We start from the raw sequence: 14,923 nt of genomic DNA, 5'->3' as shown, positions 1-14,923 counted from the left end.
TAGATTTAAAGGAAAAAATCAGTGTAATTTCTTTTTATTTTGAATATCTTTAATCTTTTGAGGTGTTACATCCGTTCCATTTGGATCAAGAATTTTTACATTTTCAATTGTATTTACCATAGTTGAACGAAAATTTTTTAAATAATCTGCGCGTAATTTTGTTTGTTCTTTTGCTTCTTCTAGCGTTAAGCCAGTTTCCTTTTTCTTTTTTGCGAGTTCATTTATACGATCAAGTTTATTTTTAGGATACATATTATACTCCTTTTATTAAAGTTTTCATGGTTGTGCGATAAGATAACTTGTTTCATCATCTGTCAATAATGCACTAACTGTGTATTTTTATTTTGGCATAATAAAATAAAAAAGCCCAGTTTACTTGTAACTGGCTTGATGAAATCTATTATAACATAAATAAAAGCAGTTTCCTATTGTAAAGACTGACATGGAGATTTCTCCATTACTTTTCTGTTTTTTGCTCGATATAATCTTGATATCTCCTATGTATAGTAGCTTTAGAAAAGCTGTAGCCTAATCCTTTTAAAGTAGATGTTATTTCGGCAAACGTTAACCCATTTTGCTTTAATTTCACCACTTCTTCAATAGGAACATCTATCTTCTGCCTTCCTGAATGATCTCCTAAGTTTTTTAAGTTTCTATCAGGGCGATATCCATTTTCTACAGCTCTTCTCATGCCTCTTTTTATCTTTAAATTATGTATCTTTCGCTGATATTCTTCTACAATACTTACAATTTTTAATACCATTTCATCTGCTTCAGAAAGTGTAAGTTCTCCTGATGAAGAAACACTATAAACTTTGACATTTTCCTTTAATATACAATGTAAAATCGCTATTCTAGCATTTCCCCTGCCTAATCTTGTCTCATCTTGGATAAGAATGGACGATATATCCTTTTCCTTTATCCTTGATAAAAGTTCCAGTAATCCTTCTCTATCTAAATCATATCCACTTGCTCTTTCGGAGATGATTTCTTTTACTTCAAAGCCCATTTTACTTGCCAATTGTAATAATTCCTCTTCCTGTCTTTCAAGGGATGTGGTCTGTTCTTCTTTATCTGTACTTACACGACAATAGATAATTGCATTCTTTTCCTTATTCATTACTATTATAATTCCTTTTCTATTATTCTGATGCTAACATTAGTTGATGATCCTCTTCACGTACTGGGATAAGTATTTCTTTTCCTGCCGAAATATTATTTGCAGAGATATTATTTTGTTGTTCTACCCATTTAATAAATTGCTTTTTTGACATATTATAAGAGCCTGCATATTCATTAGATATTTCCCAGACAGTTTCCCCATTTTTCACGGTAACCGATAAATATTTGCTAGAATCTGCTTCACCTGTATTAACTACAATTATTATACACGCTATAAAACCACAAATTAAAAGAATAATAGTATATGAATATTTTTCCCACAATTTAGACATCTATAATTCCACCTTTTTTAGAATGTATGTTCGTTTATATTTTTAGTTTAATACGAACAAACGTTTCCTGTCAACAATAAAATAGAACTTATGTTTGTATCCTGTTCTTAAACATGCTATAATTAATGCAAGAATAAAATAACGAGGTGCATATAATGCAGAAGCTTTCAAAGAGGCAATTAGACATACTAGAATACATAAAAGAAGAAGTAAAGCTAAAAGGATATCCACCTTCTGTTCGTGAAATTGCAGAAGCGGTTGGTCTTGCATCGAGTTCTACGGTACATGGCCACTTGGCAAGGTTAGAAAGTAAAGGGTTAATTCGTCGTGATCCAACGAAACCTAGAGCAATTGAAATTTTGGATTTAGAAGAAAGCAATATACCAAAATATAATATTATTAATGTGCCTGTTGTCGGTAAGGTAACAGCGGGTATGCCTATTACGGCAATTGAAAATGTAGAAGAATATTTTCCACTGCCTGAAAGACTAGCACCAAGTGATGAACAAATTTTCATGCTTGAAGTAATGGGAGAAAGTATGATTGAAGCTGGGATCTTAGATGGTGATTATGTTATTGTGAGACAGCAGCATTCAGCAAATAATGGAGATATAGTGGTGGCAATGACAGAGGAAGATGAAGCTACTGTTAAAAGATTCTTTAAAGAACGCGATTTTATCCGCCTTCAGCCAGAGAATAGCACCATGGAACCGATTATCCTACGAAATGTAAGTATTCTTGGAAAAGTAATTGGTGTATATCGTCATATTCAATAATATTTAATAGTAGAATAAGAGGCAGAAAATAGAGAAGCTTGTTGACAAAAGGAATTTAGGAAATGCAAATGGTATTATTATGCATTGATTGGAGTGAAAGGGGTGAGACTCCTGTGGGATCTGCGAGACAGTCTGAGACCCTGCAGGCCTTTAGGCCGAAGCGGCTCAGCGCGAGCCCCACGGAAAGCGAACCCCTGCAACGGAAATCAACTCTTATTTAAAAGAATGTATATATATAAACTAAGACAAACTCCTAATTACCGAATTAGGAGTTTGTCGACAGTCTGAGAGAAGCTTATCACATAGTGATAAGCTTCTCTCACGATGCAGTCCCCTTTAAAGCTACTAAATTATTCTCATATTAATAAAGTCCATAAGTTCCTATATATATATTGCACAATTACCTATTTGGCTAATACAAAAAAAGAGCTGATGATTATTTTTCTAATTAATGCTCAAACAATTTCTTTTTTGTATCACTCCCAACCCTTACATACATCCACCCATTCCTCTACATTTCCGTATATATAAAGTTCTTCATTGGTTAATTCAATAGCTGAATTGCTACTGCCGCAAGCCGGAAAGACCGTATTAAATCGCTTCAATGATTCATCCATGTAGACAGGTAAATCTTCCGTTAATCCAAAAGGACAAACACCGCCTATAGCATGACCAGTTTTCTCTAAAACTTCTTCTGGTGAAAGCATCCTTGGTTTTTCCGAAAAAGCTTGTTTGAATTTTTTATTATCAATTTTAGCATCACCTGCTGTAACAATTAATATCGCATTATTATCCTTACGAAATGACAATGTCTTCGCTATCCTTTGTGGTTCTACCCCTAAAGTTTCAGCTGCCTCCAAAACCGTTGCACTAGAAGTTGTAAATAGTAGTATATCTTTCTCTTTATTCCATTTACTTAGATATGCTTGTACATTTTCTAACGACAATGACAGACCCCCCCTTTAGAATTTTCATAATATTTTAAATATATCACTTAACAGATCTCAGCTCAAATACTTTTTCCTGCACTCCATTACGCCTAAAAAAAAGTGTCCTCTAACTAACAAAGGACACTTTCTATATTGTGTAGACACAATATAGACAATTGGTTTAGAAAGTAATTAGTTTTTTGAATTCCTTAAACCCAATAATATAGCTTGCTGCAATTAACGCATTAATAAAGAGGATATAAAATAAGCCAATAATATAAACTTTGTATTTTTTCCACTTTTTTTTCATTTGTTGTCCCACCTTTATAACTATTAATATCCTCTTTATTGGTAAATTTATGTATACATAAATTAATACTAATAATAATTTTTTAATACACTCATACTAATTTTATAAAATCTTCTTCAAATCAAGGATAAAAAGTGGTGACATACATGTTAAGTTTTATCTTACACTATCCTAGCAATATTGAAATCGAACAAGAAAAAGAAAAATTAACTCAACTTTCCATCGATCATTGGCTGCAGCATGACTTTTTGTCGACGAACTGGTGGATTCTATTTCTCGCAACCATTATTCCTTATTTTATTTGGTGGAAACTTGTAGATAAAAATCGTTTTTTTGAAATTTTTTCTTATGGGATGGTGTGTGCCACTTTTTGCATGATCCTTGATGTTATTGGTACTGAGTTTATGCTATGGAGCTATCCAGACAAAATTATCCCCATTATCAGTCCTCTCATTCCTGCTAATTTGGTCATTATTCCAATAACGGCTATGATTGTCTATCAATATTTTACAAATTGGAAACACTTTATGTTAGCGACATTAGGTTGGTCGATTCTATTCTCTTATATTATTGAACCATTATTTATGCTTCGAAAAATGTTTATATTAGGCGAGTATTGGTCCCATACAAGATCTTTTATTGGTTTTATCATACTAGGCGTTATCTTAAAAAGTATTTTTGAAAAGATAAAAAAGGCACTTCCTAATTAACCTTTTCTTTTATATCACATATAATTTTCATTTTTTCACAAACTAACGAAAGTAATAACTTAAAAAGGAGGGAACAAAGATGAAAGATCCTAATGTAAAAAATGCGAACTTTCAAGATCGATTAGGTCTAGATGAAGATGAACAAGAAATGAATGGTTTATACGGCATGGCGGAAACAAAAGAAGAAGATGTGCGTCATAACTCAAATAGTCAATTAAAGCAATAACTAAAAAAGCCCCTGCAGCATACATATTAGACTACAGGGGCATTTAATCTTATATTTTTTTTCTTTCTATCGCTTTAAACATCGCTGTTTCGATCTCTTCATAACTTGTACAGCGACATATATTCGATTCTAGCCATTCTTTTATTTTTTCTTTATCAGGATTCTTTTCATTTAGAAGCAATGCATGGCCGTTCATAATAAACCCAGATGTACAATACCCACATTGGAAAGCAAATTCCTCGATAAATGTTTGTTGAAGAGGACTATTCTCTAATCCTTCTATAGTTATTACTTCCTTTCCAACAGCTTCTATTGCAAGCATTAAACACGATTTCATCGCCATTTGATCAACCATAATGGTACATGCGCCACAATCTCCATTGAAACAGCCAGGCTTAGATCCTGTTAAAAATAAATCTTCCCTTAATACTGCTAGTAGGGTTTTATATGGAGGAATGACTACTAAATGATTTTCCCCGTTGACACGTAACTTCATCGTCAGCAAATTAGGTTCTTTTTCGACCATTAATCTCCCTCCAGTCGTGCTATTACTTTTTCTAAAAGATCTGTAAGCACAAATATACGGTATTCATCTGATCCCTCGACATCATTTAAAATGGGTCCAGGTAATTGATTTACGATTTGATTGATTCGTTCTTGCCGACTGAGCACTCGATTATTGATTATATTTTCTAATATGAGGGAACGGAACGGATAAGGGCATAAACCACTAAAGGCCATTCGAATTTCACCATCTATTTCTAAGGCAGCAATGGTAATTAACGGATAACCGGTTTCCCATTGCTGCCTCACTTTAATGGCAATGTACGCACAAGTTATGTACCTTTTTTCAATAAATGCCTGCACAAATAATTCTCCATCTGGAAGCTGTAATTGCTGATGGAAAACATCATGAATATATTCTGTTCTCAATCCATTTTTGCCAGCAAGCACAAGAATGCTGTCTGTCAAAAGAAAAGGTAAAACAGCCTCTCGATAAAAAATAGCACCGCAAATATTACCACCAACTGTTATTTTATTTCTCGCAGTACGATCGGCAATTTCTTTGCAGACATCTGTTAGTAATGGAAAATGATTATGTTCCTCTATTTCAGTTAGAGTGAGACAGGAACCATAAACAAGATAGTCTTCTGTCAGCTGATGAACAAGGCAAGCTGGAATATCTTTAATATCAATGGCTACATCAATGTTTAACTGTTGAACTCTTTGTAATGTGAGGATTTCTGTGCCACCAGCATAATAAGCAGGTTGTCGTTTTTCCGTCTTTGTTTTGGCAAACTGTGCAAATGCTTGACCGATAGTAGATGTCTTCTTAAATTCAAAGTCCATGTACTTCCTCCTTTGTCTGCCGCCAGATGGATTCTGGAGTCAAAGGCAGCCGGACTAATTCATGATTAACTGCTTTTGAAAGTGCATTTGCTATTGCTGCAGGAATACCGATCATACCATGTTCGCCTGCTCCTCTTGCTCCAAACGGCGCTTCTAAATGAGGTGTTTTTATTATTGCTACCTCATATTTAGGATGTTCGCCAAACCTTAGAGGCCGATAGGTTCGTAATTGCAGATTAAGAATCCTCCCATTCTCATCAAAATAAAAGGCTTCCCTTCCAGCCCAAGCAATGCCCATGCTCATGGCCCCTTTAATTTGTCCCAGTACTCCTTTGTAGTTCAATACCTCGCCAATATCTACAACGGTTATTGCTTTAAGGATTTTGTAGCGAAATGTTTTTATGTCTATCTCTATTTCGACTCCTTGTGCTGCGACTGCCCATTCAGGACCAGGATTCCCTGCACCAGTTTCAGGGTCTAATTTCGTTAATCCAGTAAGTGTATAGCTTCCATTTGCAATAATTTGCCCACCAATAGAATTGCCATTGGGAAAGGTGTAACCATAAACAATATCTTTAAAAGGCACTAATTTTTGCGGATTATCTCGTAAATATACCGTTTCATTAGCAACCTCTATGTCATCTTCTGAAGCCCTTAATACGATTGCTCCCATTTTTTTCAGTTGGCGAATGGCATCATCTGCTGCAGCCATTACTGCTCTACCGGCCATTAACGTACCCCTGCTTGCTACTGTCTTCCAATGCTCTGGTTCTGTTTGTGTATCCACCGTCATTCTTACATGAATTCTCTCCACCTTCATTTGCATCTTCTCTGCTAAAATTTGTGCCAAGACCGTTTTTGTTCCCGTACCTATTTCCACTAAGCCTGACATAAGATTGATGCTCCCATCGGAGTTAAAGGTAATAACGGCACCCGAACTGACACCAGGACCAATAGTTGAATTTTTCCAGCTGCATGCGATTCCTTTTACGCGTACTTTATTAGGAGAAATTTCTTCTAATTGTCCTTTTTCCCATTCCATCATTTCATGTAATCGATCAATGCATTTTTCAACATTTCCAACTTTACTGCTTGTTAACAACACTTGTGTTGGTGTGGTATCACCTGGACGGATTGCATTTATTCTGCGAAACCGAAGAGGATCCATTCTCACTTTTTTTGCCAGCATATCCATTGCTCTTTCAAAAGCAAAATGTACCTCTCCATGACTGAAGCCCCTATATGGAGCAGGATATGGATGATTGGTATATATACATAAAGCATCACACCAAACATTCTCTATTTTATAAGGTCCTGTACAATCAACCGCTCCAGCTGTACTAAGATGTGGAGATTTATCGGCATATGCGCCCCCATCAAATACGTATTTCAGTTTTGCAGCTGTTAGTTTTCCGTCCTCTGTGCAAGCGAGCTGAATGGTTGCTTCTAAACTGATATGTACTGGCGAAACCGCAATATCTTCTTCTCTTGTATTAAATAAACGCACTTTTCGCCCGCCGACTGCTCTTGATGCAATAAAAGCAAAAATTTCAAGCTGTACAGATGCCTTGCCACCATAGCCACCACCAACAAAGGGAGTTTCCACCACAACCTTCCCTGTTTCCACCTTGAAATCCCTGCTGATAATTTTTTTCACCATATAAGGGGCTTGAGAGCTGGTTACAATTCGGACAATCCCGCTTTCGGTAATTTCACAAAGAGCTGCTCTTGTCTCCATTGCGGCATGATCGGATAAAGGAATGGAAAAATGAGATTCTATTTTGACTTCCCCTTCTTGCAAACCTGCCTGAATATCCCCTTTTCTGATCTTAGTATGATTAATAATATTTGTTCCTTCTACAGGGTATATTCCTTCGTCTTTTGTATAATCAAGCATATTTTCATGAAGAAGAGGTGCGTTTTCTTCAAGACCTTGAAGCGGTGAATTTACAATAGGTAGAGGGTCGTATTCAATGCGAATAAGCTGTGCTGCCTTTTTGGCAATAGGAATGGTTTCCGCTACAACAAGCGCAATTACTTCCCCATAATAACGAACTTTATTAACTGCAAGGGCCGGTCGATCAATTACTTCCTCCCCAATTAGAGGAAGATTATCTCCGAGAATTATTGCTCGTACGCCATCTAGCCTTTGTGCTTCTTCTATTTCAATGGAGCGAATATTTGCATGAGCATAAGAGCTTTTCACCATTTCCACATGTAGAGCATCACTAGCGAGATAGTCAGCCGTATACCTTGCTCTCCCTGTCACTTTTTCGAGGGATTCTTTTCGAAAAACACTTTTTCCAATATACGTCACAGTGCCCCTCCTCTTCTATTCCTCGAGATTATTCTAGAATGGATTTTATGAGATTATTCAATTATAAAAAAACTTGGTCAATAATAAACAAATCTCTATATGTATATGAGGATATTTTCAAAAATATAGGTGGTGTAAGCAAAAAAAAGGAAATTTTATGAATGGTTGAGGAAAATCCGTTAACCATTCTCATTGTCTAATGAAGAAAATAAACAAAAAAGAACAGTCTATAAATTTTGTAAAGGTTAATGAGGTAATGGCTACTATATAATAATTAAGTAGCTAGAACAATACAATCCCTTACTTTTTTATTCTGAGGAGAATTCCATTATAAATGAAAGGATTAAACGGAGTAACCGGAATACACATAAAAAACAGCGCAACAAGACTGGAGAGCCTGCAATCATAAAGTAATCGCGACTAACCCAATCCTTCTGTATTCCGGCTCCGGTTCAAACCTTCATTATCTTCTCGAAATCTATTTAAGCACAGAGACGAAATTAAATTGTCCTTTTCGGAAAACTATTCAGATTCAAATAATCCCTTGTTTACTGAGAAAGAGCTTTCCTACTATCTTCTTAATCCCACCCCATCTTTTTACATAAATTGATAATGTGAGCAAGATGGTGCCGACCATGCCAGGCATACGTTCCCATTAATAATTCAATCGACTGCTTACCATTTTCAGGATGTAAAAATTCTTTTTTTCTATCATCAGTAAAGAGAATGGAACGGAGTAAATACGTCCATCTTTCATGAAGTGAAGTAAGCAATTGGAGCGAGACAGAAAGAGGCAGTGCAGAATCGGCGAGCTCTGCCCATTGTGCTTCTTCATACGGCTTAATCGTCGGCTCTTTTTCTGTTAAAGTTAATTTTGTTCTGATATAGGCATTCATATGGCTATCTGCTACATGGTGCACCACTTGACGAATTGTCCAGCCGCCATCCCGATATGGAGTATCTAACTGTTCTTCATTTAAAGACACAACTGCTTTTGCTAGTTTATCAGGATATTCCTCCAATTCAGCAAGCCACTGTTGTAAGACTTCTTCGGTAATTTCGCTTTGCCATTCAAATAATCCAATTGGATATTTTTCATCCATATTTTTTATTCCTCCTTATTGACGTTGTAATTTTGAAAAGACCTTCATTTCTCCAAAAATAATAAGATAGAATCGATCTTTGGCTCATATCCAATTTCCATGTAAATCTTATTGGACGTAGGATTTGTTATATCCGTATAAAGACTCGTAGAGGAAAATCCAGAGGATAATAATCGTTGTGTAAGCTCTGCAACACAATTTGATGCATACCCTCTTTTTCGGAATTCCTTTGGTGTATAAACAAAATTTATCGTTATATTATTTTTCGTCGGTCTGCTTGCATTAGCCATGCTGACTACCTGATTATTTACTTCCCAGAACGCTAGCCGATTACTATCAATCAGTTCTTCTGCCCGTTTAGCAGCTTGGTCCATTTCCATAGGCTCATTGATTGAAACTGCGAAATCATAAACCCATTGCTGGGTGATGGCCTGATCGCTTTTATTCGCCCATCTAAAAATACCAGTATGATCTGCCTTTTTCTTTAATTCCTTCAATTGATAAATACGTTGATCCATGCCAAGAACAACTTTTAAGTTGCGTAATGAGGCAATATGAATGGCAAGTTCTTCTACAATTGCTTTCTCTCCAATTAAACCAGGAATATCCGTGATACTTTCATGTACCAACTTGCTAATAAGTGGTAAATCATTAGGCAAAATCCTCTCAAATACTGCGACGATGATTTGTTTTGGATGTGTTTGCAATAACATGAGAACAGGTTGTTCATTATCATATAAGCCAGCCATTACAGGTGGCTTTACATCTTGATTAGCGTTCATTAAAATTCCAAGAGGCAATCCATTTACCGCTTCATCTTTCTCTAGATGAGGAATCATCACGTTCTTGAAATCTTCTAAATCATAAAACTTCTGTACTAGATACATAGCTGTTCTACTCCTATCATGAATAAATTTAAAGGTAAAAAAATTACGATTGACTTACTTCAATGAACGTTTTAATGGCTGGCGGGGTATAAGTAGTGAATTGATCAAGTAATTGTTTTGGATTAGAATCTACTATCGCAATGGAACGGTATTGCTCTTGTAAAAATTCCGCATCCGCCATATGATTAATTAATCCCACAAGAGGATCGTAATAATGATTAATATTCAAAATTCCTAAAGGTTTTTTATGTAATCCAAGCTGTGCCCAAGTAAATATCTCAAAAAATTCTTCCATCGTTCCTGCACCGCCAGGAAGAGTAATAAAGCCATCTGCAAGCTCAGTCATTTTTGCTTTTCGTTCATGCATGGACTTAACAATAATTAACTCACTTAAAGCTGGATGTGCTATCTCTTTTTCTTGCAAAAAGTCTGGAAGCACACCAATTACTTTACCACCAGCTTCCACCACACTGTCTGCAATGGCTCCCATTAAACCTACGCATGATCCACCATATACAAGTTCTAAATTTCTTCTTGCTAATTCCTTCCCTAACGCAATTGCTTCCTCCGTATAGATTGGCGAAGCACCTGTACTTGAACCACAGAACACAGCAATTTTTTTCACCTTGATCCCTCCATTTTAAGAATAGTACACTTTCTATTTACCAACCTGTGTTCAACAATGTTGAAATGGAAAAATTTTCTCCTTCCTATTATTCTAACTGGATTAACGGCTTAAAAGAAGTCTTATTTTCACTAATTCCCTATTATATTTTTATGATTTTCCTAAGATTCATAGCACATAAGAAAACGGGAACCTATTTTTCAAAAAAAAATAATAAAAAATAGGTTTATATTATTTCAAGATTGGGTAATTGAAACAAGAAATCATCTCTAAGTACACCTAATATCAAGGAGGTTTATAATGGAAGAAGGGAAGGTTTTGTATAAAGGCAGAGTGTTCAAAGTTTTATTTTGCTATGATACAGGTTACTGTGAAATTAGGGATATTTATAATGTTTTTAAGGTAGAACTCGTACATAATTCTCAGCTTACACAATTAGAAGATGTCTGCACACAATAGGTTTATTTTTTTGATAAAATGGAACACTTTTCTTTTCAGATATAAAAGTAAGCGCTATCCAGTTATTTTTCCCTAGATCAACTCCTTTTTTAGATTATTGACCATTTTACATATTTAACAATTTTTGATGAACTTGTCCACACCATAGTCGGTCACTTTCATATCATATAGTAAATCTATAGGTGGAGGTGACTGATATGTCTGAATATGGAGGCGGATTTGGAAGTAACTTTGCTTTAATCGTCGTATTATTTATTTTATTAATTATCATCGGTGCATCTTATGTAGGCGGTTATTAATTCATGTAAAGATTACTAAGGTCTCAAGAACAATCATATATGTGATTGTTCTTGAGGCTTTTTTCGTTTTTAGTATATCTAGTCTATTATTTATTAGTTGTAAGCCTTTAATGAAAAAGCCTTTTGTTCTACCTATGGGATTCTTGTCCATTCACTCTTCTACTTGTTTACATAGGATATATTGTAACTAGTAGAAGGAGGTGGCACACATGTCAGATTGTTATGGCGGTGGCGGCGGTTACAGTAGTAACTTCGCTTTAATAGTTGTATTGTTCATTTTATTAATTATCATTGGGGCTTCCTATTTAGGAAGTTATTAATCCGTAAAAAGAAAGCACGGATTGTGCTTTCTTTTTTTGTCCTTTTTTGAATACAGATCCTCGCTTATACAAAAAAGGGCACCTATATATATTTAAACAGGTGCCCTTTCCTACTTGCATTAGAAGAATCTTCTTCTTGGTCTACAGTTATTTGAGTTATTAATGTCAGCTCCACAATCAAAATCTTCCACTACTGTTTCGTTTACTTGTCTTTCTGTTACAGGGAAAAAGTTTTCATTACGAACTACAGTTCTGTTTACATTGATGATTTCTGTTGGATGAATATTACGGATTCTGCGTTCATTTGTTGTTGTACGAACAACTGTTTTAGTTGGATGGATGATATCTTCTACTGGGGAAACACGATTAGAACATTTATTGCAATGTTTGTTATTACCTGAACCACCTACATTATTATTATGACGACCCATTCTCTTTCGCTCCTTTCAAATTTTGAATTTCACTTACAATATATATTATGTAAGGAAACAATGCTTGTCCGAGCTTTTATACTATTCTTTGTCAAAATATGCAGAACTACTAAGAGAAAAGTCTATTAATAGAAACGCGGATAATATGTCTAGTAAATATAGATGATTTTAATAAAGCTAAACACAAGGAAATCGGAGCATTTTATAATACCAGCAAACGATCTACAGCTAATGATTCACTAATTAGAACAAAAGCTTATAGATTCACAATCTAATATGATAGATTCCCCTTTTTTAGAAAGAACCCTACAAGTCTGAAATATCTATACTGGCTCCCATTCATCTGCAACAACATTCAATCTTATCTGTTCAAAAATAAAAAGCTATCTCCTCAGGAAAAAGCTTCTAAGCATACAATGGATGTCTCTTTTTTACAAAGGAGGCTGCTAAGATGGAACCCAACTTGAAAATGCGTGGCTGCTTCTTTTTTAGACAATAGGCCATTATGTATATGTCTGTGACTCCATACACCAGTATTGTACGCTGGGAGACAGTATTATCCTTTTTTACATAGATAATCTCAATTGGTCTTTTTTCTTTCCATGCTTTTTCTAATTGCTTTACCATCGTTAACTCCTCCTTCTTTTTCATTATACAAGAACATTCGTTCTTATTCAAGTCATTTGCGAACTAATGTTCTATCCTAAAAACTTTTTACTCTTTCGGGGAGATTTTTTTATCTTTGCTGTTAGACACCCATTTTAATAAAGACAACCAACTTTCCACAGAACTAAGAATAAGATAAAGCAAAAACAAAGGAGTTTTAAGATGAACCTAGCTATACCGCATAGGCTGGAAGGATATCCATTTTCCTCTCATAGCCAATGGAGCCAACTATCCAATTCTCCTCATCAAAAATATTTTACACCTTTTAATCTACCATCATATTCCTACAGTCTTTATAGGCAACCTAATCAAACTTCTATCCGAAAGAACCATTTACTTTCACAAATTACAAAAGCAATTAATGGAGAATATGCAGCCATTTCTTGTTATCATACCCTAAAAAATATCGCTCCTTCGAAAAAGGAACAAACAGTCATAACAGAAATTCGAAAAGATGAAATTAGACATTATAATACTTTTTCCAATTTATATACTCAATTAACAGGAAAAAAACACACACCAATAATGAAAGAAAAATGTCCAACTAATTATCGAAAAGGAATCGATGCTGCCTTTCTTGATGAACAAGAGACTGTCGATATGTATTTAGAAATCGCCTATAATACAACGAACCATCAAGTAAAAGAAGCTTTTTTAAGAGCCGCGCATGATGAGCAAAATCATGCCGTTTGGTTTTTATATTTTATGAAATAAAAGAGGTTAATCTATAATTAATAAGCTCCCCGGAGAAGTTATTCTTCAGTCATAGGGAGCTATCTTTCTTAAATTCAGCTTATTTTCCAATATAATGTAAGACAGTCGGAATACTAAATGAGAACAAAACAACTAAGCTAAAGAGTGTGCCGATTAACAAATAGCTATTTGTAAACTTCCCAGACAAAGTAAACCCTTTCAATTTTGAAAATAGGACAACTATAAAAAAAATTAAGATAGGTAAAAACGAAAATATAAATGCTACTAATAACGCGGCAAGCAATTGAAAAAACACTAATCCACTCATATTAGTAAAATGGCACCTCCACTTTTTCTATGATTACACTCGTACTATATGATAGATATAACGATTTATTACTGTTTTTCATGAGAACTTGACAAAGAAAAAAATAATCGTTTCTCTTTTTGTATGAATCCGTTTACATATATAATTATATAATTTCTTATTTCTTCCTCTTTACTTATTATCTATCTAACTTATTATACCATTTAACTAAACGAATTTTCTGATACGTAATCGTTTTTTTTAAAATGATGGATTACTAAACTCCTATTAACTCCTATTTACAGGTTTGTCTATAGTCTGAAATAATTATTATCATTTAGTTGTCATGAGACTACCTGTAATTAAAATAGCTTTAATTAGGAGGTGTTTCCATTGATTAAATTATTTAGAAAACGATGGATGCTCTTTGATCAAATAGTGAAGACTTATAAACCTTTTGTTACAGTTGATTATGGTGTCATATCTGTATCTCCAAATGACATCATCGGCCTTTCTACACCAGTTAATCAAGTAAAGAACAGCGATAAAATGAAAGAACTTCGAAATTCACTTGAACAAAAGGGCTGGCATGATGAATGTCCCGTCGATTTACATTTATATAGGCTTCCTAATGGGAAATATACAGTTGCAACAGACGGGAATCACCGTACCTATTTAGCAAATCAACTGGAGATACCAAAAATAAAAGCAATGGTTTCGCTCCTTATTCCAGAAACCTATATCCCGGAAAATATCAAAGCAAAAATCGAGGAATATGAACAGAAGGAAAAAACATACCGTTTCGAAGCAGAAAAGCTTAGTAAATCATTGCAAAGTCTTGGAGAAAAACGCAAAAAAGCTAAAGACGAATTCGCTTATAAAAACTTTTGTAAACTAATAGATGATATGTATAGTAAACGACAATATATGCTTCTTGGATTTGCCCGTTTTTTAAATTTAGTACCAAATGAAACAGCGGACTAATCCGCTGCTTTAGTGATTACTTCTCATCGTTACTCTTCTAGGCATGCATGGGAAAGGCTATAAATAGATCATATTTA

22 protein-coding genes are annotated in these 14,923 nt (G+C 34.7%); 8 read left to right on the top strand and 14 right to left on the bottom strand.

The genetic code is table 11. The features are described from left to right. Positions 1-18: 18 nt before the first annotated feature. The 3 genes from NST77_RS07740 to yneA all read right to left on the bottom strand — a co-directional run bounded on the left by NST77_RS07740 (position 19) and on the right by yneA (position 1,454). The gene (locus NST77_RS07740; RefSeq protein WP_047944818.1) at positions 19-252 is read right to left on the bottom strand and encodes a DUF896 domain-containing protein; all 234 of its coding nucleotides are present in this window, start codon (positions 250-252) and stop codon (positions 19-21) included. Between the two features lie 205 nt (positions 253-457). Further along, on the bottom strand, positions 458-1,120 hold the full coding sequence (locus NST77_RS07735; RefSeq protein WP_095328495.1) for a YneB family resolvase-like protein: 663 nt from the start codon (positions 1,118-1,120) through the stop codon (positions 458-460). 22 nt (positions 1,121-1,142) lie between these two features. Continuing rightward, positions 1,143-1,454, bottom strand: a complete 312-nt coding sequence (yneA, locus tag NST77_RS07730; RefSeq protein WP_095328494.1) for a cell division suppressor protein YneA — start codon at positions 1,452-1,454, stop codon at positions 1,143-1,145. Between the two features lie 155 nt (positions 1,455-1,609). Here yneA and lexA point away from each other — a divergent pair, with 155 nt between their 5' ends. Next, positions 1,610-2,230: a transcriptional repressor LexA gene (gene lexA, locus NST77_RS07725; RefSeq protein WP_047944821.1), complete on the top strand. Its 621-nt coding sequence runs from the start codon at positions 1,610-1,612 to the stop codon at positions 2,228-2,230. Between the two features lie 476 nt (positions 2,231-2,706). On the opposite strand, the gene NST77_RS07720 is transcribed toward lexA, so the two are convergent. Together NST77_RS07720 and NST77_RS07715 are read right to left on the bottom strand one after the other, a co-directional pair. Further along, positions 2,707-3,177, bottom strand: coding sequence for a YbaK/EbsC family protein (locus NST77_RS07720; protein ID WP_341122870.1), 471 nt, complete (start codon positions 3,175-3,177; stop codon positions 2,707-2,709). A 163-nt stretch (positions 3,178-3,340) separates the two neighbouring features. Further along, entirely contained in the window at positions 3,341-3,469 is a 129-nt protein-coding gene (locus tag NST77_RS07715) for a hypothetical protein (protein WP_268877100.1), read from the bottom strand. Positions 3,470-3,615: 146 nt separating this feature from the next. Between NST77_RS07715 and NST77_RS07710 the strand changes: the two genes are divergently transcribed. Together NST77_RS07710 and NST77_RS07705 are read left to right on the top strand one after the other, a co-directional pair. Beyond that, positions 3,616-4,179: a CBO0543 family protein gene (locus NST77_RS07710; protein WP_095328490.1), complete on the top strand. Its 564-nt coding sequence runs from the start codon at positions 3,616-3,618 to the stop codon at positions 4,177-4,179. A gap of 79 nt (positions 4,180-4,258) precedes the next feature. After that, positions 4,259-4,405, top strand: coding sequence for a DUF4021 domain-containing protein (locus NST77_RS07705; RefSeq protein WP_095328489.1), 147 nt, complete (start codon positions 4,259-4,261; stop codon positions 4,403-4,405). Between the two features lie 49 nt (positions 4,406-4,454). On the opposite strand, the gene NST77_RS07700 is transcribed toward NST77_RS07705, so the two are convergent. The 6 genes from NST77_RS07700 to NST77_RS07675 all read right to left on the bottom strand — a co-directional run bounded on the left by NST77_RS07700 (position 4,455) and on the right by NST77_RS07675 (position 10,687). Further along, the gene (locus tag NST77_RS07700) at positions 4,455-4,931 is read right to left on the bottom strand and encodes a (2Fe-2S)-binding protein (RefSeq protein ID WP_445668907.1); all 477 of its coding nucleotides are present in this window, start codon (positions 4,929-4,931) and stop codon (positions 4,455-4,457) included. Further along, positions 4,931-5,755: an FAD binding domain-containing protein gene (locus NST77_RS07695; RefSeq protein ID WP_341122869.1), complete on the bottom strand. Its 825-nt coding sequence runs from the start codon at positions 5,753-5,755 to the stop codon at positions 4,931-4,933. The genes NST77_RS07700 and NST77_RS07695 overlap by 1 nt, the downstream gene beginning before the upstream one ends. Beyond that, positions 5,745-8,072 (bottom strand): xanthine dehydrogenase family protein molybdopterin-binding subunit, encoded by a 2,328-nt coding sequence (locus tag NST77_RS07690; protein ID WP_341122868.1) that lies wholly within the window; start codon positions 8,070-8,072, stop codon positions 5,745-5,747. Before NST77_RS07690 ends, NST77_RS07695 begins: the two co-directional genes overlap by 11 nt. A gap of 578 nt (positions 8,073-8,650) precedes the next feature. Continuing rightward, positions 8,651-9,175: a YfiT family bacillithiol transferase gene (locus tag NST77_RS07685; protein ID WP_095328486.1), complete on the bottom strand. Its 525-nt coding sequence runs from the start codon at positions 9,173-9,175 to the stop codon at positions 8,651-8,653. A gap of 44 nt (positions 9,176-9,219) precedes the next feature. Beyond that, on the bottom strand, positions 9,220-10,062 hold the full coding sequence (locus NST77_RS07680; RefSeq protein ID WP_123257627.1) for a GNAT family N-acetyltransferase: 843 nt from the start codon (positions 10,060-10,062) through the stop codon (positions 9,220-9,222). A gap of 43 nt (positions 10,063-10,105) precedes the next feature. Further along, positions 10,106-10,687: an LOG family protein gene (locus NST77_RS07675; RefSeq protein ID WP_095328484.1), complete on the bottom strand. Its 582-nt coding sequence runs from the start codon at positions 10,685-10,687 to the stop codon at positions 10,106-10,108. Between the two features lie 300 nt (positions 10,688-10,987). On the opposite strand from NST77_RS07675, the gene NST77_RS07670 reads away from it, so the two are divergent. The 3 genes from NST77_RS07670 (at position 10,988) to NST77_RS07660 (ending at position 11,765) form a co-directional block, all read left to right on the top strand. After that, positions 10,988-11,146, top strand: a complete 159-nt coding sequence (locus NST77_RS07670; protein ID WP_164463630.1) for a hypothetical protein — start codon at positions 10,988-10,990, stop codon at positions 11,144-11,146. Between the two features lie 197 nt (positions 11,147-11,343). Further along, positions 11,344-11,445, top strand: coding sequence for a YjcZ family sporulation protein (locus NST77_RS07665; RefSeq protein ID WP_095328483.1), 102 nt, complete (start codon positions 11,344-11,346; stop codon positions 11,443-11,445). A gap of 209 nt (positions 11,446-11,654) precedes the next feature. After that, positions 11,655-11,765: a YjcZ family sporulation protein gene (locus NST77_RS07660; RefSeq protein ID WP_095328482.1), complete on the top strand. Its 111-nt coding sequence runs from the start codon at positions 11,655-11,657 to the stop codon at positions 11,763-11,765. 119 nt (positions 11,766-11,884) lie between these two features. On the opposite strand, the gene NST77_RS07655 is transcribed toward NST77_RS07660, so the two are convergent. Together NST77_RS07655 and NST77_RS07650 are read right to left on the bottom strand one after the other, a co-directional pair. Continuing rightward, positions 11,885-12,196 carry a spore coat protein gene (locus NST77_RS07655; protein ID WP_095328481.1) on the bottom strand — a complete coding sequence of 104 codons (312 nt, stop codon included), beginning with the start codon at positions 12,194-12,196 and terminating at the stop codon, positions 11,885-11,887. Between the two features lie 405 nt (positions 12,197-12,601). Then, positions 12,602-12,823 carry a WYL domain-containing protein gene (locus NST77_RS07650; protein ID WP_095328480.1) on the bottom strand — a complete coding sequence of 74 codons (222 nt, stop codon included), beginning with the start codon at positions 12,821-12,823 and terminating at the stop codon, positions 12,602-12,604. Positions 12,824-13,024: 201 nt separating this feature from the next. On the opposite strand from NST77_RS07650, the gene NST77_RS07645 reads away from it, so the two are divergent. Further along, the gene (locus NST77_RS07645) at positions 13,025-13,576 is read left to right on the top strand and encodes a ferritin family protein (RefSeq protein ID WP_123257626.1); all 552 of its coding nucleotides are present in this window, start codon (positions 13,025-13,027) and stop codon (positions 13,574-13,576) included. A gap of 79 nt (positions 13,577-13,655) precedes the next feature. On the opposite strand, the gene NST77_RS07640 is transcribed toward NST77_RS07645, so the two are convergent. Beyond that, a complete protein-coding gene (locus NST77_RS07640) occupies positions 13,656-13,883 on the bottom strand; it encodes a hypothetical protein (protein ID WP_095328479.1) in 228 nt (75 codons plus the stop codon). Between the two features lie 372 nt (positions 13,884-14,255). On the opposite strand from NST77_RS07640, the gene NST77_RS07635 reads away from it, so the two are divergent. Continuing rightward, on the top strand, positions 14,256-14,846 hold the full coding sequence (locus NST77_RS07635) for a hypothetical protein (RefSeq protein WP_163188591.1): 591 nt from the start codon (positions 14,256-14,258) through the stop codon (positions 14,844-14,846). Positions 14,847-14,923 lie beyond the last annotated feature (77 nt).

The organism is Niallia sp. FSL W8-0177 (assembly GCF_038006285.1).
GTDB classification, from domain to species: domain Bacteria; phylum Bacillota; class Bacilli; order Bacillales; family Cytobacillaceae; genus Niallia; species Niallia circulans_A.
This window is presented reverse-complemented; position numbering and strand designations above follow the sequence as displayed.